Source organism: Pseudooceanicola atlanticus (assembly GCF_000768315.1).
Taxonomy (GTDB): Bacteria; Pseudomonadota; Alphaproteobacteria; order Rhodobacterales; family Rhodobacteraceae; genus Pseudooceanicola; species Pseudooceanicola atlanticus.
The window spans coordinates 291,741-308,022 of sequence record NZ_AQQX01000001.1; the positions used below are offsets into that span (position 1 = coordinate 291,741).

The window sequence follows — 16,282 nt, forward strand, 5'->3', positions numbered from 1 at the left end:
TCCCCCTCATGCTGATCGTGATCTCTCCTGCCAAGCGTCTGGATTGGGGGCAGCAAGCCGCCGACCTGACAGAGCCCGAATTCCTGACCGAGGCCAATGCGCTCGCCCGGACGATGCGCAACCGGACCTTGGGCGACATCCGCGACATGATGAGCCTGTCGGATGACCTGGCCCGTCTGAACCGCGACCGGTTCAAGGCCTTCGCGGCCGAACCGGACACGGAGGCGCTGCGCCCCGCCGCGCTGGCCTTTGCCGGGGACACCTACCAGGGGCTGGAGGCCGGAACGCTCGACCCCGACGAGATGGCCTGGGCGCAGGATCACCTGCGAATCCTTTCGGGGCTCTACGGGGTGTTGCGCCCGCTGGACGGGATCCAGCCCTACCGGTTGGAAATGGGCACGCGGCTGAAGACGCGGCGCGGCAAGTCGCTGTATGATTACTGGCGCGACCTTCCGGCGCAGGCGCTGAAAGCGCAGGCCGAGGCCGTGGGCACCGATACCCTGATAAATTGCGCGAGCCAGGAATATTTTGGTGCGGTCGACCTGGACCGTCTGGGCCTGCGGGTGATCACGCCGACCTTCCTGGACGAAAAGAACGGACAGGCCAAGGTCGTGTCGTTCTTTGCAAAACGCGCCCGCGGGGCGATGGCGCGCTTCGTGGTGACCCGCCGTCTGACCGATCCCGAGGGGCTGAAGGATTTCGACCTGGGCGGGTATCGCTATGCACCGGATCGGTCCGAAGAGGGCACACCGGTCTTCCTGCGCACGGCCGAGGCGGCTGCTGCTGCGGGCTAGATTGCTGCGCATGCGAGTGGCGGAAACGCAGCAATATTGCTCATTCGTGAATTCCGGTCTTCCTAGATCGGGTCCCTGCCGGTAGAAGACGGAAAGACCCAAAACGGGGGCACGAGTGGACAAGAAGCATAATTTCCTGCGTATCGGCCTGCTTTGCGCGACGATATTCCTGACCGCATGTGGCAACCTGCCGCGAGGCGCCGGGCTTCAGAACGAGGTTCTGAAGGTCAAACAGGACGAAGAATACATCGCCGATTCCTTTGCCGTGGCAGAGGTGACCCGCGCATTGCTGCCGGTCTATGCCGAATGGCCCCGGGTCAACGATTATCACTACAGCTGGATCAAGCGGCAGAAGCAGCCCGCCAATCGGATCATCGCGCCGGGCGATACCGTGTCGGTGGTAATCTGGGCGAATGAAGAGAACGGGCTTCTGACCTCGGGGGCCGAGCGTTCGGTCGCGATGCCGGACCTGCGGGTTTCTTCCGGAGGACGGATTTTCCTGCCCTATATCGACGAAGTGAAAATATCGGGGATGAGCCCTGAACATGCACGCGAAATCATACAGGAGAAATATGAGACGGTGACGCCCGCCGCGCAGGTTCAGCTGAGCCTTGTCGAGGGACGCGCCCGCGAGGTCAGTTTGGTAGGTGGCGTCGGATCGCCTGGCACCTTCCCGCTGCCGGACCAGGATTACACGGTGCTGTCGCTGTTATCTGCGGGTGGCGGTGTCGATGACGGGCTGGAGAACCCTCAGATCCGTCTGCATCGCAGTGGCAAGATTTATGGCACCTCGGTGTCGCGACTGTACGATACGCCCAGCCTCGACACGACGCTGCGGGGCGGTGACAAGGTCATAGTGCAGGGCGATAGCCGATATTTCCTGTCGCTTGGCGCGACAGGCACCGAAGCCCGCCACGTCTTTCCCAAGGATCACCTGACCGCGATCGAGGCGATGTCCATCATTGGCGGTGTGTCCGATTCTCGCGCCGACCCGAAGGGCATCCTCGTGCTGCGCCAATATCCTGCGAAGTATGTAGATCCGCTCAAGGCAGGGCCGCCAAATGCGCGCATGGTCTTTACCATCGACCTGACCACCGCGGACGGGCTGTTCAGCGCCGGGCAATTCCGGATCCAGCCGGGCGACCTGGTCTATGGCACCGAAAGCCCGGTGACCAAGGCGCGGACCATCTTTGGCCTGATCGGCAGTGCCTTCGGTGTGGTGAATACGGCCGCGGCGCTCTGATCCCACCCGCGCTACCGACAGCGTTGAAATCGAACCGGCGGCTGGGTTTCAGCCGCCGGTTTTCGTTTGGCCGCTTGGATAATTTTCGGAACAATTCGTGGATTGTGTTCCGTTATAATCAACATTTTCAGGATAAAAGGCGGGTCCTATCTTTGGGTCATCGCATCGAAGGATGCAGGATAAACCAAAGGAACTAACTGATATGAAACGCCTTTCCATCTCCGCCCTCGCGCTTGTCGCGCTGTCCGCCCCTGCCTTTGCCGACGAGAATGCGGCCGCCGCTGCAGCCCTGGCCGAACTGGCGAAACTGCAGGCCGAACAGGCGCGGATCGAACAGAACCTCGAAACCTTCGACACGCTCGATTTCGAGGTCTTCACCAACCAGGAATGGGACCGCCTGCACGAAAGCCATGCCGATGACATCGTCGTGCATTGGCCCGACGGCCGCACTGTCGTGGGGCTCGACCAGCATATCGAGGACCTGTCGGCCTTCTTCGTCTTCGCCCCCGACACCCGCATCGAAACCCACCCGATCCGCATCGGGCAGGGCGAGTGGACCGGCGTGGTCGGCGTGATCGAAGGCACCTTTTCGGAACCCATGCCGATCGGCGACGGGCAGGTCATCGAACCGACCGGGCAGAGCTACAAGCTGACCATGGCGACGGTCGGCCATTGGACCGAGGACGGCGTGATGGACGAGGAATACCTGTTCTGGGACAACAACGCCTTCTACCGGCAGATCGGCCTGATCGAGTGATCCGACCCGTCTGACCGAAAAGCGCCGCCCCCGGGCTTCGGGGGGCGGCGTTTACATGTCCTGCAAGTCCGGGGTCAGCGACCTCTGCGGGTCAGCTTCTTCTTGGTCTTGGCGTCCTTGCGCTTGGCCTTGACCAGCTTGCGCTTGGCGGCCGGGCCCTTGCCCTTGGATCTGCCACGGCCGAACCCGCGCCCGCCGGGGCGTTGCTTGACCGTCTCGCCCTCGTGTTCGATCAGTTCCAGCTGCAACCCGCCGGTCACCGGCGCGGCCTCGGCCAGTTTGACGGTGACGCGCTGGCCGGGCTGGACGATCATGCCGCTATCGGCGCCCATCAGCGTCGCGCCTTCGCGGTCGAAATGGAAATATTCGCCGCCCAGGGACCGGATCGGGATCAGCCCGTCGGCGCCGGTTTCATCCAGCCGCACGAAGGCCCCGAACCGCGCGACGCCGCTGATCCGCCCGGTCAGTTCGGTGCCGACTCGTTCCGACAGGTAGGCGGCGAGGTAGCGGTCGGTCGTGTCACGTTCGGCGGTCATGGAGCGCCGCTCGGTTTCCGAGATATGTGCGGCGACATGTTCCAGATCGGCGATCTGGTCGGGGTCCAGCCCGTCCTTGCCCCAGCCATGTGACGAGATCAGCGCGCGGTGCACGATCAGGTCCGAATACCGGCGGATGGGCGAGGTGAAATGCGCGTAATTGGCCAGCGCCAGCCCGAAATGGCCGAAATTCTGCGGCGAGTAATAGGCCTGCGTCATCGACCGAAGGGTCGACATGTTGATCAGCTCCGCATGGTCGGTGCCGGCGGCGGCGTTCAGCAATGCGTTCAGGTGCCGGGTCTGCATGACCTGACCCTTGGCCAGGGTGAAGCCGGCGGATTCCGCGGTTTCCCGCAGGCTGTCGATCTTTTCGACCGGCGGTTCCTCGTGCACGCGGAAGAGCAGGGGGGATTTCTTGGCGTTCAGCGTCTCGGCGGCGGCCACGTTGGCCAGCACCATGAATTCCTCGATCAGCTTGTGCGCATCCAGCCGGTCGCGGAACTTGACCGAGGTGACCTCTCCGGCATCGCTCAGCTCGATCTTGCGCTCGGGCAGGTCGAGGTCGAGCGGCTGCCGGTCCGCACGTGCGGCTTTCAGCGCGGCATAGGCGGCGTAGAGCGGCTTGATGACGTCGTCCAGCAGTGGGCCGGTCTTGTCGTTGGGGGCGCCGTCGATGGCCTGCTGCACCTCTTCGTAATGCAGCGACGCGGCCGAGCGCATCAGCCCGCGATGGAAGGAATGGCCGATCTTCACGCCATTGGGTGCCAGGCGCATCCGCACGGCGATACAGGGGCGCGGCACGCCCTCGTGCAGAGAACACAGGTCCCCGGACAGCCGGTCGGGCAGCATCGGGACCACACGGTCGGGGAAATAGGTGGAATTGCCCCGGTTGCGCGCCTCGCGGTCCAGTGCGGTGCCGGGGCGGACGTAATGGGCCACATCGGCGATGGCCACCCAGACGACATGGCCGCCTTCGTTCTTCGGGTCGTCATCGGGATGGGCGTAGCAGGCATCGTCATGGTCGCGCGCATCCGAAGGGTCGATGGTGACGAGGGGCATGTCGCGCATGTCCTCGCGCCCCGACAGGCCCACCGGCTTGGCGGCGTCGGCCTCTGCGATCACGTCATCGGGGAAGGCATCGGGGATGCCGTGCTGGTGGATCGCGATCAGCGACACGGCCTTGGGGGCCGAGGGATCGCCCAGCCGGTCGACGACGCGGGCGCGGGGCAGGCCCATCCGGGCCTTGGGTCCGGCCTGTTCAGCCTCGACCAGTTCCCCGTCCTTCGCACCATGGGTGGCCCCGGCGGGGACCATCCATTCCAGGTCGGAGCCCTTGTCGATCGGCACGACGCGGCCGCCTTCGGCCCCGGCGCGGAAGATACCGAGGATGCGCTTGGGGTTATGTCCGATGCGCCGGATCAGGCGGCCCTCGTAATCGGGGCCATGGTCGATCAGCTGCAACCGTGCGAGGATGCGGTCGCCGGCACCAATGGCCGGGTCCGCGGCGCGCAGGATCAGGTGCACGACGGGTTCTGCGCCTTCGCCCTGCCATTCCAGCGGCTTCGCGGTCAGATCGCCATCGGGGCCGGGTTCGTTGACCTGCAGGACCGAAACCGGGGGCAGCCGGTCCGGGTCGCGATAGGTCTTCTTGCGCTTTTCCAGGTGACCCTCGTTCTCAAGCTCCCGCAGGACCTGTTTCAGGTCGATCCGGGCGGCGCCCTTGATGCCGAACGCCTTGGCGATGTCACGCTTGGCGCTTTGGCCGGGGTTGTCCGAGATCCATTGCAGGATCTCTTCCTTCGAGGGGATCTGTGTCATGCTCTTGGCGTAGCACGGGGCCGCGGCGCCGTCACATCGAAAAGCTGTGGGTGGAGCGCGTGCCGCAGCGGCGCTTGGTGGTCCGGGAACAGCTGCTAGCGACGGAGGTCGGCGGCCTCGTCCACGTCGTCGAGCATGTCGATCTGCGCGACGCTCAGCCCCCTCAGGCCCGCAAGTGTATCGGTCAGGGCATGTTCGGTGGACCAGCGGACATCTGTGAACAGCGTCCCGGGAGGCGTGGCGGGGCGTTTCAGCCCGATCAGCCAATACCCCCCGTCAGAGGCCGGCCCCAGCACCGCGTCATGCGACCCGAGCGCGGCAAGTGCGCGGTCTATATGGGCCGGCGTGATCGCCGGGATATCGGCGCCAATGATGCAGATCGGCCCGCGATGGTGCTGCGCGCCCGTGACGAAGGCCCGCCGCATCCGGTCCCCCAGATCGCCGCCGCCCTGCGCCATGCGCGGCAAATCGGCGGGCCAGGCGGGGCTGGCCAGGGCGGTGTCGGGCGCGACGGCCAGAACCAACCGCCATTTCGGGTTGCGCAGCCGCCGCAGAAGCCGCGCAACCTGGTGGCGCATCCACCAAGCCGCGGTGACATGGCCGATCTCGCGACCCAAGCGGGTCTTGACCCGGCCGGGCCGTGGCTCCTTCACCATGACGACAAGCGTCGGGCGCGGGGCCATCAGGCGAAGTAGTCGCGCAGGATCCGCCCGTAGATCGCCTTGAGCTGGCGGATCTGGTCGATCTCGACCCGTTCGTCCACCGCATGCATCGTCTTGCCCACGAGGCCGAATTCGACCACCGGGCAGTGATCCTTGACGAACCGCGCATCCGAGGTGCCGCCCGAGGTCGACAATTCCGGCGCCACCCCGGTTTCCGCCTGCACCGATTTCGCCACGAGGTCGGAGAGCGGCCCCGGCGGGGTCAGGAAGCTTTCGCCCGAGATGGACACCTTCACCGCGATATCGACGTTGAAGAGCTTGGCGACGATCTCGGCCTCTTCGCGCAGCCAGTCGGACAGGCTGTCCCCGGTATGGGCGTCGGAAAACCGGATATTCACCCCGGCCCGGCAGGCGGCGGGGATCACGTTCGTCGCCGGGTTGCCGGTGTCGATGGTCACGATGGCGAGGGTGGAGGCGTCGAAATGTTCGGTGCCGGTATCCAGTTCGTGGCTGGCCAGGCGGTCCATCAGGCGGGCCATGGCGGGCAGGGGATTGCGCGCCCGGTGGGGATAGGCGGAATGGCCCTGGATGCCGGTCACCTCGAAGGTGGCGTTCATCGACCCGCGACGGCCGATCTTCATCATTTCGCCCATGTGGTTGGGGCTGGTGGGTTCGCCGACCAGGCAATCGGTCATCGCCTCGCCATTTTCGGCCATCCAGTCCAGCAGGGCGACGGTGCCGTCCTTGGCGGGGCCTTCCTCGTCCCCGGTGATGGTCAGGATGATCGCCCCGTCGGGCGGCGTGTCGCGGACGAAATCGATCGCGGCGGCGGCAAAGGCCGCGACCCCGGATTTCATATCGGTCGATCCGCGCCCCCAGAGGTAGCCATCCTTTTCCACCGCGCCGAAGGGCGGCACCGTCCAGGCGCTTTCGTCGCCGACGGGCACCACGTCGGTATGGCCATTGAACCCGAAGGAGCGGTTGGCCCCGCGACGCCCCCAGCGGGCAAAGAGGTTCGAGGTGCCGTTGCGGTCGACGCGGGTGCAGTCGAACCCGGCCCCGGAGAGCAGGTTTTCCAGCAGGACCAGCGCACCCCCTTCTTCGGGCGTGACCGAGGGACAGCGGACAAGATCGGCGGTGAGGGCGACGGGATCGGTTTCCAAGGCGGGCTCCTGACTTGACGTTGGCCCATGGCTAGACCGCCGCGCGGAAAAGCGCAAACTGCTCGAATGCGGCGAAGCTGACAGACTGTGTTGATCGGTTTGGAATTTCTGGTCTAAGTGACAGAAAGCCATCTACAAAGTGGAGAAGGGCGTGCACGTGCAGGACCAGGTCGAGCCTTGGGCGACCCGGCAGAAGTCGGGTCTTTGCCCCGTATCGGGGCAGGTCTGACCATGGGCTGGTTCGCCGTATCCCCCCTGCGCAGGGAAGGCGCGCCGCCGCCCGGCAATGCGGCGCTGCGGGATGCGCTGACCCGTGTATCGCATGTGCCAGACCTGCTCGAGCGCGGGACGCTGCTGATCGAGCTGAACTGCACGATCCCCAACCGCCCGGTGCGCCTGTTCGACCTTGAATACAGCCATCCCCGCCCCGGCCGCCTGACGTTGAGCCTGGTGCCCGGCGATGCGGTGATGGCCGTCCAGCAGCAGGGGCAGGGCCAGGAGGCGCAGCACATGCTGGTGAACTACGCCCGGTCGACGCAGCCGCAGGTTCTGCGGGTGACGCTGACCTGGGATTGCAGCATCGGCTTCGCGCGGCTCTGGGCCGAAACGCCGGACCAGGATGCCGCGCCGCAATGGGCCGATCTGAAGGACCCCGCGGCGCTGCCGCGCGACGGGCTGGCCCTGGCCGTCGCTTCGCCCGAGGTCGGGTGCTGGGCGGATGAGCTGGATTTCGTCGCCGTCTCGGACCGGGTCGAGCCGATTGGCCCGCAGCCCGGCCTGTCGGGCATGTCGCCCATCGAGACGCCCGACGGGGTGCGCCGCGTCGACGAGATCCTGCCCGGCGACGAGGTGATCGCGGTCAACGGGGCCGGGCGCCGGGTCGCGGTGCCGGTCCTGTCGGTGATCGAACATGTGCTGCCGGCGCGCGGATCGTTCCGCCCCGTGCAGTTGCGCGCGCCCTATTTCGGCCTGCGCGCCGATCTGCGGGCCGCCGCCAACCAGCGGATGGTGCTGGGCGGGTCGGATGTCGAATACATGTTCGCCAGCGAAAAGGTCCTGGTGCCGGTGCAATACCTCATCAGTGACCGCACGGGGCGCTACCTTGACGGGGCAGAGCTGATCGCCTGGTATCACCTGCTGCTGCCGGAACAGGAGGCGCTGCAGGTTTCGGGCGTGGCATTGGAAAGCATGCATGTCGGCAGGATGCGCCGGTCGGTGGACACGCATATGTCGAGCCACCTTGTCCGATTGCTGCGCCGCGACCTGCCGCATCACGCGATGAGCGCCCATCCAATCCTGAGGGGATACGAGGCGACGATGCTGGCCTCGCAACGCTCGCTCTGAGCCGCCTGGCCGGTCAGTGCAGGGTGTCGCCGTCCTTGTCGTAGAACGGGGTGACCTGGGCGACGATGACGGAGTTTTCCTCAAGCGCGCGGGTCATCAACTCCTGTTCCTCGTCGGGGATGTCGTGGCCCTCGGCCAGCCGTTCCTCGAGCGTGCCGTAGCCCGACACGTCCAGCGGCGCCATGTCCGCCTGCTTCAGGATCGCGACGGTTTCACGCACCGCCTCGGCCTCGTCCACGCCGGAGGCATAGCAGACCAGCGCCGCGCCGGTGCTGTCGGCGGGCAGGCCGTCGCCCTTGGCGCGGCCCAGTTCGACGAGAAGGGTAAAGACCTTCTGCTTGTTCGGGGTTTTCGCCTTGTCCTTTGCCACCTGTCGCACCTTTCTGCCGGGTCGCGGCACGGGTCTCAGAATCCCGGCAGCAAGTAAAGGGGCAAGGTGGGGCGCATCGGGGTGTTTACCTTTCCGCCCCATGGGTGTCTCTTGCCCCTGCATGCTTACAGGAGGACCGAGATGAAGCGGATCAAGGATATGGTGGCCGAGGCGAACGAGGTCGTGGACCACGCCCCCGCCACCGAGATGATGGCCAAGCACGGGGCTGAGGGCGTGACCTTCGTCGACCTGCGCGACCCTCGGGAACTGGAGCGTGATGGCATGATCCCCGGCGCCTTCCACTGCCCGCGCGGCATGCTGGAATTCTGGATCGATCCGGAAAGCCCCTATGCCAAGGAGAAATTCCAGAGCGGTGACCAGTTCGTCTTCTACTGCGCCTCCGGCTGGCGGTCAGCCCTGTCGGCCCGCACCGCGCAGGAGATGGGGTTGGAAAATGTCAGCCACATCACCGACGGCTTCGGTGGCTGGAAGAAGGCCGGCGGCCCGGTCGGCGAAAAGCCGGTGAAGGCGAAGAAGTAAGCCTCATCGACGTCTGAAACGCAAAACGGCCGGGCTGCTGCGCCCGGCCGTTTCTTTTCAGTATCACGCAGTCGCGCGGGTCAGGCCCGGCGCAGGGCGCGATAGCCACCGATCAGGATGCAGGCCCCGATCACGCCGATGATCAGCTGGCCGATCCAGCCGCCCAGCGTTGCGCCCACCAGCGCCATCAGGATGAAGTTCAGCACCAGCGCACCCAGGATCCCCAGCACGATGTTGGTGAGCAGACCGTGATCCGCCTTCATCAGTTTCTCCGCGATCCAGCCGGCGAGTGCGCCGACGATGATGGCCGCGATCCAGCCCAGTCCTTCCATGGGACCTCTCCTTTTCATGTCGTCTTGTCAAAGCGTTGACAGGCCAACACTCCAAACGCGTCCGGGGTTCCCTTATCGGGGCCAATCAGGTCGCGGACCTTGGGTCAGGCATGTGGGGAAAGGTCTGGGCGGGACGCTTGCCCCGGTGCCGTCCCCCGCGCAGGGGAACGGCAGGGCCGGACCGGGTCCGGCAATAGTGGATCAGTCGCGCAGAAGCTCGTTCACGCCGGTCTTTGAGCGGGTCTTCTCGTCCACGCGCTTCACGATGACGGCGCAGTAGAGGTTGACGCCGTTCTTCGAGGGCATGGAGCCCGAGACGACCACGGAATAGGGCGGGACCTCGCCATACATGACCTCGCCGGTTTCGCGGTCGACGATCTTGGTGGACTGACCGATATAGACACCCATCCCCAGGACAGAGCCTTCGCGGACGATCACGCCCTCGACGACCTCGGACCGGGCACCGATGAAGCAATTGTCCTCGATGATGGTGGGGCCGGCCTGCATGGGTTCCAGCACGCCGCCGATACCGACACCGCCCGACAGGTGCACGTCCTTGCCGATCTGCGCGCAGGAGCCGACGGTGGCCCAGGTATCGACCATCGTGCCGCTGTCGACATAGGCGCCCAGGTTCACGAAGGACGGCATCAGCACGACGCCCGGCGCGACATAGGCGGATTTGCGGACGATACAGTTCTGCACAGCGCGGAAGCCCGCGGCCTTCCACTGGTTTTCACCCCAGCCGGCGAACTTGCTGTCCACCTTGTCCCACCAGCCGCCGCCCTGCGGGCCGCCCGACTGGATTTCCATGTCCTTCAGGCGGAAGCCCAGCAGAACCGCCTTCTTGGCCCACTGGTTCACGTGCCAGGACCCGTCCGACTGCTTCTCGGCGACGCGGAGAGACCCGCTGTCGAGCGCGTTCAGCGTGTCCTCGATCGCCTCGCGGGTTTCACCTGTCGTGGCGGGGGTGATCTGGTCGCGCGCCTCCCAGGCGGCTTCGATCGCGGTTTCAAGCTGGGCGTTGGACATGGGCAGGGTCCCTTTTTTCTACGTCGGTCTTGCGTCGGTTCCACGTCGGTATGACGTCGGTGCGATATCGGGGCAGGGCCTGATGGGTCGGGCCCGGTGCAATCTGGCAGGGCTTAGACACCAAACGCGCGCGTCGCGCAATCCACCACCCTCCACGAATGCGCTGGCCATGGCGGCGGGCCCGGCATCGCGCTACACCGGTGCAGACACTGGCCGCCGCGCCGGCCCAGAAGGAGAGACCATGACCGAAGACCGCCATTCGCCGTTCCGCGATGCCCATTCCGACATCGAAACCGCGCATCACGTCCCCGACACGCCACAGACCCGCGCCCCGGCCTATCGCCTGGCCTTTGCCGATGACGATTTCCTCTGCCGGGACGAGTTGCGCCCCGTCCGCTTGCAGCTGGAACTGCTGAAGCCGCAGATGGTCATGGATGAACGCGGGATCGAGTCGACGGTCGTCCTGTTCGGCGGCGCGCGGATCCCCGAACCCGCCCGCAAGGACGAGGCCCGGACCGAAACCCTGGCGGATCTTACGAAATACTACGAAGAGGCCCGCAGCTTCGCCCGCGAGATCACGCGCCGGTCCCTGGACAGCTATGGCCGCGAATGGGTCGTGACCACCGGCGGCGGTCCCGGCGTGATGGAGGCCGGCAATCGCGGGGCCGACGATGCGGGTGGGCAATCCATCGGTCTGAACATCGTGCTGCCCCATGAACAGGCCCCCAACGAATGGGTCACCCCGGATCTGTGCTTCAACTTCCACTATTTCGCGATCCGCAAGATGCATTTCCTGATGCGCGCCCGTGCGGTCTGCGTCTTCCCCGGCGGCTTCGGCACCCTGGACGAGATGTTCGAGGCCCTGACCCTGATCCAGACCGGCCGGATGCAGCGCGTGCCCTTCCTGCTCTTCGGGCGCGATTTCTGGGAAAGGATCATCAACTGGGAGGCCCTGGCCGAGGCCGGCACCATTGCCCGCGATGACCTCGACCTCTTCCGTTTCGTGGAAACCGCCGAAGAGGCGATCGCGGCCATCGACGACTGGGACGGTGCGGGCGAAAAGCGCAGCGATATCCCGGGCCGTTAGACCCCGGCCGCGCCGCCGGACAGGGGCGCATCCCCCTGCTTCATCTTGCCGAAAATACTCCCGCCGGAGGCAAAAAAGGGGCGGCCCGGAGGGGCCGCCCCAATCAAATGGTGTGCGCCGCAGGCGCGCCTTTGGGTCACGCCCGGATCAATCCAGGTCCTCCGGCAGGACCAGGTTAAGCAGGATCGACAGCCCCGCCGCGGGCAGCAGGCCCGAGGTCAGCAGGATCTGCAACGTGTCGGGCAGGTGCTGCAGCGCCGTCGGCTCCAGCTGCAGGCCGAATCCGACCGACAGGGAGATCGCGAAGATCACCATGTTGCGGCGGCTCCAGCTGACCTCGGACAGCATGGTCACGCCGGCGGCAGCCACCATGCCGAACATCACGATCACTGCGCCGCCCAGCACGTTGATCGGTATGGTCGACACCAGCGCGCCGAACTTGGGCACCAGGCCGCAGACGATCAGGAAGATCGCGCCGATGGTCACGACACCGCGGCTCATCACCTTGGTCATCGAGATCAGGCCGACATTCTGGCTGAACGAGGTGTTGGGCAGCCCGCCGAAGATACCGGCAATCGCCGTGCCCGCCCCATCGGCGAAGGTCGCGCCCGAGATTTCCTTGTCCGTGGCTTCGCGGCCCGCGCCGCCCTTGGTGATGCCCGACACGTCGCCCACCGTCTCGATCGCCGAGATGATGGCCATGAAGCACATGCCGAGGATGATCGCTGCGTTGAAATCCACGCCCCATTTGAACGGCGTGGGGATATCGAAGATCGCGGCGCGCCCGACATTGCCAAAGCTCACCTGGCCCATCATCAGCGCCACCAGGTAGCCCGCGACGAGGCCCACCAGGACGGCGGCCACCGACAGGAGCCCCTTGGCGAAGAAGCTGAGGGCGAGCGACACGACGATCACCACCAGCGCCGGGAACCACATGGCCAGCGATCCGAATTCCGGCTTGCCCAGCAGCGGCACACCGCCCGCGGCGTACTGGATGCCGACCTTGAGCAGCGCCAGCCCGATCATCAGCACGATCAACCCGGTCACCAGCGGCGGCAGGGCAAAGCGCAGCTTGCCGATGAAGGTCCCGATGCAGAAATGGAAGATGCCGCCGATCACCACGCCGGTCATCAGCCCGCCCATGGCCTCGGGGCCGCCACCCGCCACGGCGGGGATCATCACCGGCAGGAACGCAAAGGACGTACCCTGCACGATGGGCAGCCGCGCCCCCACCGGGCCCACGCCGATCGACTGGAAGAGCGTGGCGATCCCGGCGAAAAGCATCGCCATCTGGATCATGTAGGTCATGTCCGGAAAGCCGAGCGCCCCCTGGTCCGACCCGAACCCGAACCCGGCCGCGCCGGCCACGATGATCGACGGCGTCACGTTGGAGGCAAACATCGCCAGCACGTGCTGGATGCCCAGCGGTACGGCCTTGCCGATGGGGGGCATGTAATTGGGATCCCGGAGCTGTTCCGGTGTCCCGAGCGAAGTATCTGTCATAGTCCCGTTCCCTTGCTTTTATCCTTGGCTGCCCGGCCCCTGCCATGTCCCTGGCTTCGGGCGGGTGGCTGCCTCAGGAGGCTAGCAGGAAAGGATCGCTCAGGAAGTGTTCTTCGAGGTTCGGGGTGTCGCCGATACGGTCGATCACCGCGAAGAGGCCCGGTTCTGCCAAAGGCGTAAGCACTCCGTGCCAGGTATTCCGCAGAAAATTGACGCCCTGGCCCGGTGCGGGGGCAAAGGCGCGGGGCGTTCCGGGCACGCCGCCCGCATCCGGGGCGACGATGATGCGCCAGGGCGCTTCGGACATCGGGATGAAGGCCTGCGACCCTTCCGGGTGCCGTTCCAGCAGGTCGCAGGTATAGGGCAGGGCGCGGGCACGGGCGCGGAAGATGCTGATGCCCGCGCGCCCCGCCGGCCCGAAATCGAGCCGTGCGCGATCGTGGAACCGGTCGCACATGCCCGCATTGATGACCTTGTCGACCGCACCCGAACAGTCCAGCACGTCGCCGAAGGGCGCAAAGGCCCGGGCGGTGAGGGGTTCGGAATGGATCGTCAGGGTCATCGTGTCAGCCGGTCCGGGTCAGCCGCGCCATTCCGGCTTGCCGAAGAGCCGCAGTCGCGACACCCCGCCATCGGGATGGATGTTGAACCGCACATGGGTGACCGGCCCCAGATCGGCGAGGTCGTCGAACTCGTGCACCTCGTGGCCCTTCAGGTACTTCCGGGGCAGCAATTCGTCCCAGAACATCGAGGACGTCACCAGCGCGTCGGTCAGCCCGTCGCCGAAGGACGACAGGTCGGCCGCCTGGATCGTGCAGCTGTCGGGGTAGTTGCCCTTGAACAGATGGGTGTCCACCACGGCGCGGTCGATGGTGCCGCGTGCGCCAAGCGCCACGATCAGCCAGTCATAGCCCGGTTCGCGGCGGCGGCGGGTTTCCCAGCCATCGGCCATGTTGATACCGCGGCCCGGTGCCAGCAGGCGGCGGAAATCCCCGTAATGGGCATCGGAAAATGCCAGCACGCGACCGCCGTTCAGCGCCGCGGCGAGGTCGATTTCGCTGGTGCCTTCGTCCGACGGGTCAAGCTCCGGCACGCCATAGGCGCGCAGGCGGGCGACCCCGCCATCGGGGTAGATGTGGATGCGCAGATGCGTCCAGCTTTCGTAGCTTTCGCAGCGGAAATAGTGATGCGCAGAGGGACCGAGCGGACGGTTGGGCAGGATTTCCACCCAGCGTTTGTCGGGCGCGGGGACCTCGCTTGAGCTATGGCAGGCCTCGATCTTGACGGCGGGGGCGTAGTTGCCGGTGAAATGCGAGGTATCGACGTCGAAGCCCAGAAGACGCCCGGCAGTGGCCAGCTTGATGACCGCGTGGTCATGGCCGCTGCCCCGGCGGCGGCGGGTTTCCCAGCCGTCCATCCATTTGCCGTTATCGTCGAAACGGTCGGGGTAGAAGATCGCGGGATCGTCATCCAGCATCCGTTCGAGCGGCGCGAAGAATTCGTCCGTTGCCGAGATCGCCTTGGCGCCGAGACCGGCGGAGGCAAGGTTGATCCCGCTGCGAACGAAGAGCGGAACATCAGGGTCGAGTTTGTCGATAGTCGTCATCAATTATCCGGTAGCAGGGCCGCCAGACGGTGATACGCGATGCGTTCGACCTGTCGGCAGGCCTCGTTGAATTCTGAGGGTGTATCCTGGGCGAGCCTTTTCTCGAAAGCCGCGAGGATCGTTGCTTTGGTATTCTCTTTTACCGCGATGATAAAGGGGAAACCGTGTTTGTCGGTATAAGCGGTGTTGAGTTTCTGAAACGTTTCCCGCTCTTCATCGGTCAGCGCGTCCAGCCCGGCAGAGGCCTGTTCCGCCGTGCTTTCCGCCGTCAACCTTTTGGCCGCGGCCAGTTTTCCGGCGAGGTCGGGGTGTGCAGTCAGCACGCCCATCCGTTCGCCTTCGGTCGCGGTGCGGAAGACCCGCGCCAGCGCATGGGCCAGCCCCTTGGCGCGGTCATGGACCGGTCCGAGCTCAAGTTCGAAGGCGCGGTCGGCGATCCAGGGGGAATGTTCGTAGATGCCGCCGAAGGCCTGGGTAAAGGCCGCGCGATCCATCTGCGACGGCACCAGGTCGGGCGTGCTGGGGGGATGCGCGAATTCCCAGTGCTGGGCGATGTCGATGCGGCGAGCGAACCAGACGTCCTCGTGGCTTTGGGCATAGTCGATGAAGCGACGCAGCCCCTCGATCCGGCCCGGACGGCCCAGCAGGCGGCAATGCATGCCGATCGACATCATCTTGGCTGCGCCGGCCTGGCCTTCACGGTAGAGCGCGTCGAAACTGTCCTTGAGATAGGTGAAGAACTGGTCGCCCTCGCTGAACCCTGCGGGTACGGCAAAGCGCATGTCGTTCGCGTCCATCGTGTAGGGGATGACCAGCTGATGCCGGTCCGTACCCTCGACCGCGCGCCAGTAGGGCAGGTCGTCGTCGATCGTGTCGGACACCCAGTCGAAACCCATCTCGGAGGCGATCCGCACCGTGTTCATGGAGCAGCGCCCGGTATACCAGCCGGTGGGGCGTTCGCCGGTCAATTCCACATGCAGGCGGACGGCTTCCTCCATCTGGGCGCGTTCCTCGGCCTCGTCCATGTCCTTGTGTTCGATCCATTTCAGCCCGTGGGAGGCGACCTCCCACCCGGCCTCCTGCATCGCCCAGAGCTGTTCGGGTCCGCGCGCCAACGCCGTTGTCACGCCGTAGACGGTCAGCGGGATGCCCGCGCCGGTGAACAGCCGATGCAGGCGCCAGAACCCGGCGCGGGCGCCGTATTCATAGACGGATTCCATGTTCCAGTGCCGCTGGCCGGGCCACGGGGCGGCGCCGATGATTTCGGACAGGAACGCCTCTGATGCCGCATCGCCGTGCAGGATGTTGTTCTCTCCGCCTTCCTCGTAGTTCAGCACGAAGGAGATGGCGATTTTCGCGCCGCCGGGCCATTTGGCGTCGGGCGGATTGGGGCCATATCCGATCATGTCACGGGGATAGCGGTTCATTGTCTTGTCTCCTGTGGCGGGGCGGGGCAATCTCACGACGCGCATCGCGATGTTTCAAGCCCTAAACGGAG

The 16,282-nt window shown here is 65.6% G+C and carries 16 protein-coding genes; 6 read left to right on the forward strand and 10 right to left on the reverse strand.

The genetic code is table 11. The features are described from left to right. The first annotated feature begins 8 nt into the window (after window positions 1–8). The 3 genes from yaaA (at window position 9) to ATO9_RS01435 (ending at window position 2,794) form a co-directional block, all read left to right on the forward strand. Window positions 9–794 carry a peroxide stress protein YaaA gene (gene yaaA / locus ATO9_RS01425; RefSeq protein WP_043744059.1) on the forward strand — a complete coding sequence of 262 codons (786 nt, stop codon included), beginning with the start codon at window positions 9–11 and terminating at the stop codon, window positions 792–794. A 115-nt stretch (window positions 795–909) separates the two neighbouring features. Further along, on the forward strand, window positions 910–2,037 hold the full coding sequence (locus tag ATO9_RS01430) for a polysaccharide biosynthesis/export family protein (RefSeq protein ID WP_238318649.1): 1,128 nt from the start codon (window positions 910–912) through the stop codon (window positions 2,035–2,037). A gap of 202 nt (window positions 2,038–2,239) precedes the next feature. Next, window positions 2,240–2,794 carry an ester cyclase gene (locus ATO9_RS01435; protein WP_043744062.1) on the forward strand — a complete coding sequence of 185 codons (555 nt, stop codon included), beginning with the start codon at window positions 2,240–2,242 and terminating at the stop codon, window positions 2,792–2,794. A gap of 74 nt (window positions 2,795–2,868) precedes the next feature. Here the strand turns inward: ATO9_RS01435 and rnr are convergent, their stop codons facing one another. The 3 genes from rnr to dapE form a co-directional block, all read right to left on the reverse strand. Further along, window positions 2,869–5,148, reverse strand: a complete 2,280-nt coding sequence (gene rnr, locus ATO9_RS01440) for a ribonuclease R (protein WP_043744066.1) — start codon at window positions 5,146–5,148, stop codon at window positions 2,869–2,871. Between the two features lie 95 nt (window positions 5,149–5,243). Further along, window positions 5,244–5,831, reverse strand: a complete 588-nt coding sequence (locus ATO9_RS01445) for a TIGR04282 family arsenosugar biosynthesis glycosyltransferase (RefSeq protein ID WP_043744069.1) — start codon at window positions 5,829–5,831, stop codon at window positions 5,244–5,246. Next, window positions 5,831–6,973, reverse strand: coding sequence for a succinyl-diaminopimelate desuccinylase (gene dapE / locus ATO9_RS01450; protein ID WP_043744072.1), 1,143 nt, complete (start codon window positions 6,971–6,973; stop codon window positions 5,831–5,833). The genes ATO9_RS01445 and dapE overlap by 1 nt, the downstream gene beginning before the upstream one ends. Before the next feature lie 204 nt (window positions 6,974–7,177). On the opposite strand from dapE, the gene ATO9_RS01455 reads away from it, so the two are divergent. After that, window positions 7,178–8,317 (forward strand): Hint domain-containing protein, encoded by a 1,140-nt coding sequence (locus tag ATO9_RS01455; RefSeq protein ID WP_156127736.1) that lies wholly within the window; start codon window positions 7,178–7,180, stop codon window positions 8,315–8,317. 13 nt (window positions 8,318–8,330) lie between these two features. On the opposite strand, the gene ATO9_RS01460 is transcribed toward ATO9_RS01455, so the two are convergent. Beyond that, a complete protein-coding gene (locus tag ATO9_RS01460) occupies window positions 8,331–8,687 on the reverse strand; it encodes a hypothetical protein (protein WP_043744074.1) in 357 nt (118 codons plus the stop codon). A 141-nt stretch (window positions 8,688–8,828) separates the two neighbouring features. Between ATO9_RS01460 and ATO9_RS01465 the strand changes: the two genes are divergently transcribed. Beyond that, entirely contained in the window at window positions 8,829–9,227 is a 399-nt protein-coding gene (locus tag ATO9_RS01465) for a rhodanese-like domain-containing protein (protein ID WP_043744077.1), read from the forward strand. 80 nt (window positions 9,228–9,307) lie between these two features. Here the strand turns inward: ATO9_RS01465 and ATO9_RS01470 are convergent, their stop codons facing one another. Both ATO9_RS01470 and dapD read right to left on the reverse strand, forming a co-directional pair. Further along, window positions 9,308–9,559: a GlsB/YeaQ/YmgE family stress response membrane protein gene (locus tag ATO9_RS01470; RefSeq protein WP_043744081.1), complete on the reverse strand. Its 252-nt coding sequence runs from the start codon at window positions 9,557–9,559 to the stop codon at window positions 9,308–9,310. A gap of 201 nt (window positions 9,560–9,760) precedes the next feature. Continuing rightward, a complete protein-coding gene (dapD, locus tag ATO9_RS01475; RefSeq protein ID WP_043744084.1) occupies window positions 9,761–10,588 on the reverse strand; it encodes a 2,3,4,5-tetrahydropyridine-2,6-dicarboxylate N-succinyltransferase in 828 nt (275 codons plus the stop codon). Window positions 10,589–10,829: 241 nt separating this feature from the next. On the opposite strand from dapD, the gene ATO9_RS01480 reads away from it, so the two are divergent. Then, window positions 10,830–11,675, forward strand: coding sequence for an LOG family protein (locus ATO9_RS01480; RefSeq protein WP_043744087.1), 846 nt, complete (start codon window positions 10,830–10,832; stop codon window positions 11,673–11,675). Between the two features lie 147 nt (window positions 11,676–11,822). Here the strand turns inward: ATO9_RS01480 and ATO9_RS01485 are convergent, their stop codons facing one another. From ATO9_RS01485 to puuE, 4 genes are all read right to left on the reverse strand, one after another. Continuing rightward, window positions 11,823–13,178 (reverse strand): uracil-xanthine permease family protein, encoded by a 1,356-nt coding sequence (locus ATO9_RS01485; RefSeq protein WP_043744089.1) that lies wholly within the window; start codon window positions 13,176–13,178, stop codon window positions 11,823–11,825. Between the two features lie 73 nt (window positions 13,179–13,251). Further along, complete coding sequence (locus ATO9_RS01490) at window positions 13,252–13,740, reverse strand: ureidoglycolate lyase (RefSeq protein ID WP_043744091.1); 489 nt, start codon at window positions 13,738–13,740, stop codon at window positions 13,252–13,254. A gap of 18 nt (window positions 13,741–13,758) precedes the next feature. Beyond that, complete coding sequence (gene alc / locus ATO9_RS01495) at window positions 13,759–14,784, reverse strand: allantoicase (RefSeq protein ID WP_043744093.1); 1,026 nt, start codon at window positions 14,782–14,784, stop codon at window positions 13,759–13,761. Further along, the gene (gene puuE, locus ATO9_RS01500) at window positions 14,784–16,211 is read right to left on the reverse strand and encodes an allantoinase PuuE (protein WP_043744094.1); all 1,428 of its coding nucleotides are present in this window, start codon (window positions 16,209–16,211) and stop codon (window positions 14,784–14,786) included. The genes alc and puuE overlap by 1 nt, the downstream gene beginning before the upstream one ends. Between the last annotated feature and the right edge of the window lie 71 nt (window positions 16,212–16,282).

Excerpts from the sequence above, each read along its gene's own strand:
- ATO9_RS01470 (WP_043744081.1), bottom strand. The coding sequence starts at position 9,559 with ATGGAAGGACTGGGCTGGATCGCGGCCATCATCGTCGGCGCACTCGCC.
- ATO9_RS01485 (WP_043744089.1), bottom strand. The coding sequence starts at position 13,178 with ATGACAGATACTTCGCTCGGGACACCGGAACAGCTCCGGGATCCCAAT.
- ATO9_RS01490 (WP_043744091.1), bottom strand. The coding sequence starts at position 13,740 with ATGACCCTGACGATCCATTCCGAACCCCTCACCGCCCGGGCCTTTGCG.
- ATO9_RS01480 (WP_043744087.1), top strand. The coding sequence starts at position 10,830 with ATGACCGAAGACCGCCATTCGCCGTTCCGCGATGCCCATTCCGACATC.
- dapD (WP_043744084.1), bottom strand. The coding sequence starts at position 10,588 with ATGTCCAACGCCCAGCTTGAAACCGCGATCGAAGCCGCCTGGGAGGCG.
- puuE (WP_043744094.1), bottom strand. The coding sequence starts at position 16,211 with ATGAACCGCTATCCCCGTGACATGATCGGATATGGCCCCAATCCGCCC.
- rnr (WP_043744066.1), bottom strand. The coding sequence starts at position 5,148 with ATGACACAGATCCCCTCGAAGGAAGAGATCCTGCAATGGATCTCGGAC.
- ATO9_RS01445 (WP_043744069.1), bottom strand. The coding sequence starts at position 5,831 with ATGGCCCCGCGCCCGACGCTTGTCGTCATGGTGAAGGAGCCACGGCCC.
- ATO9_RS01435 (WP_043744062.1), top strand. The coding sequence starts at position 2,240 with ATGAAACGCCTTTCCATCTCCGCCCTCGCGCTTGTCGCGCTGTCCGCC.
- ATO9_RS01465 (WP_043744077.1), top strand. The coding sequence starts at position 8,829 with ATGAAGCGGATCAAGGATATGGTGGCCGAGGCGAACGAGGTCGTGGAC.
- yaaA (WP_043744059.1), top strand. The coding sequence starts at position 9 with ATGCTGATCGTGATCTCTCCTGCCAAGCGTCTGGATTGGGGGCAGCAA.
- alc (WP_043744093.1), bottom strand. The coding sequence starts at position 14,784 with ATGACGACTATCGACAAACTCGACCCTGATGTTCCGCTCTTCGTTCGC.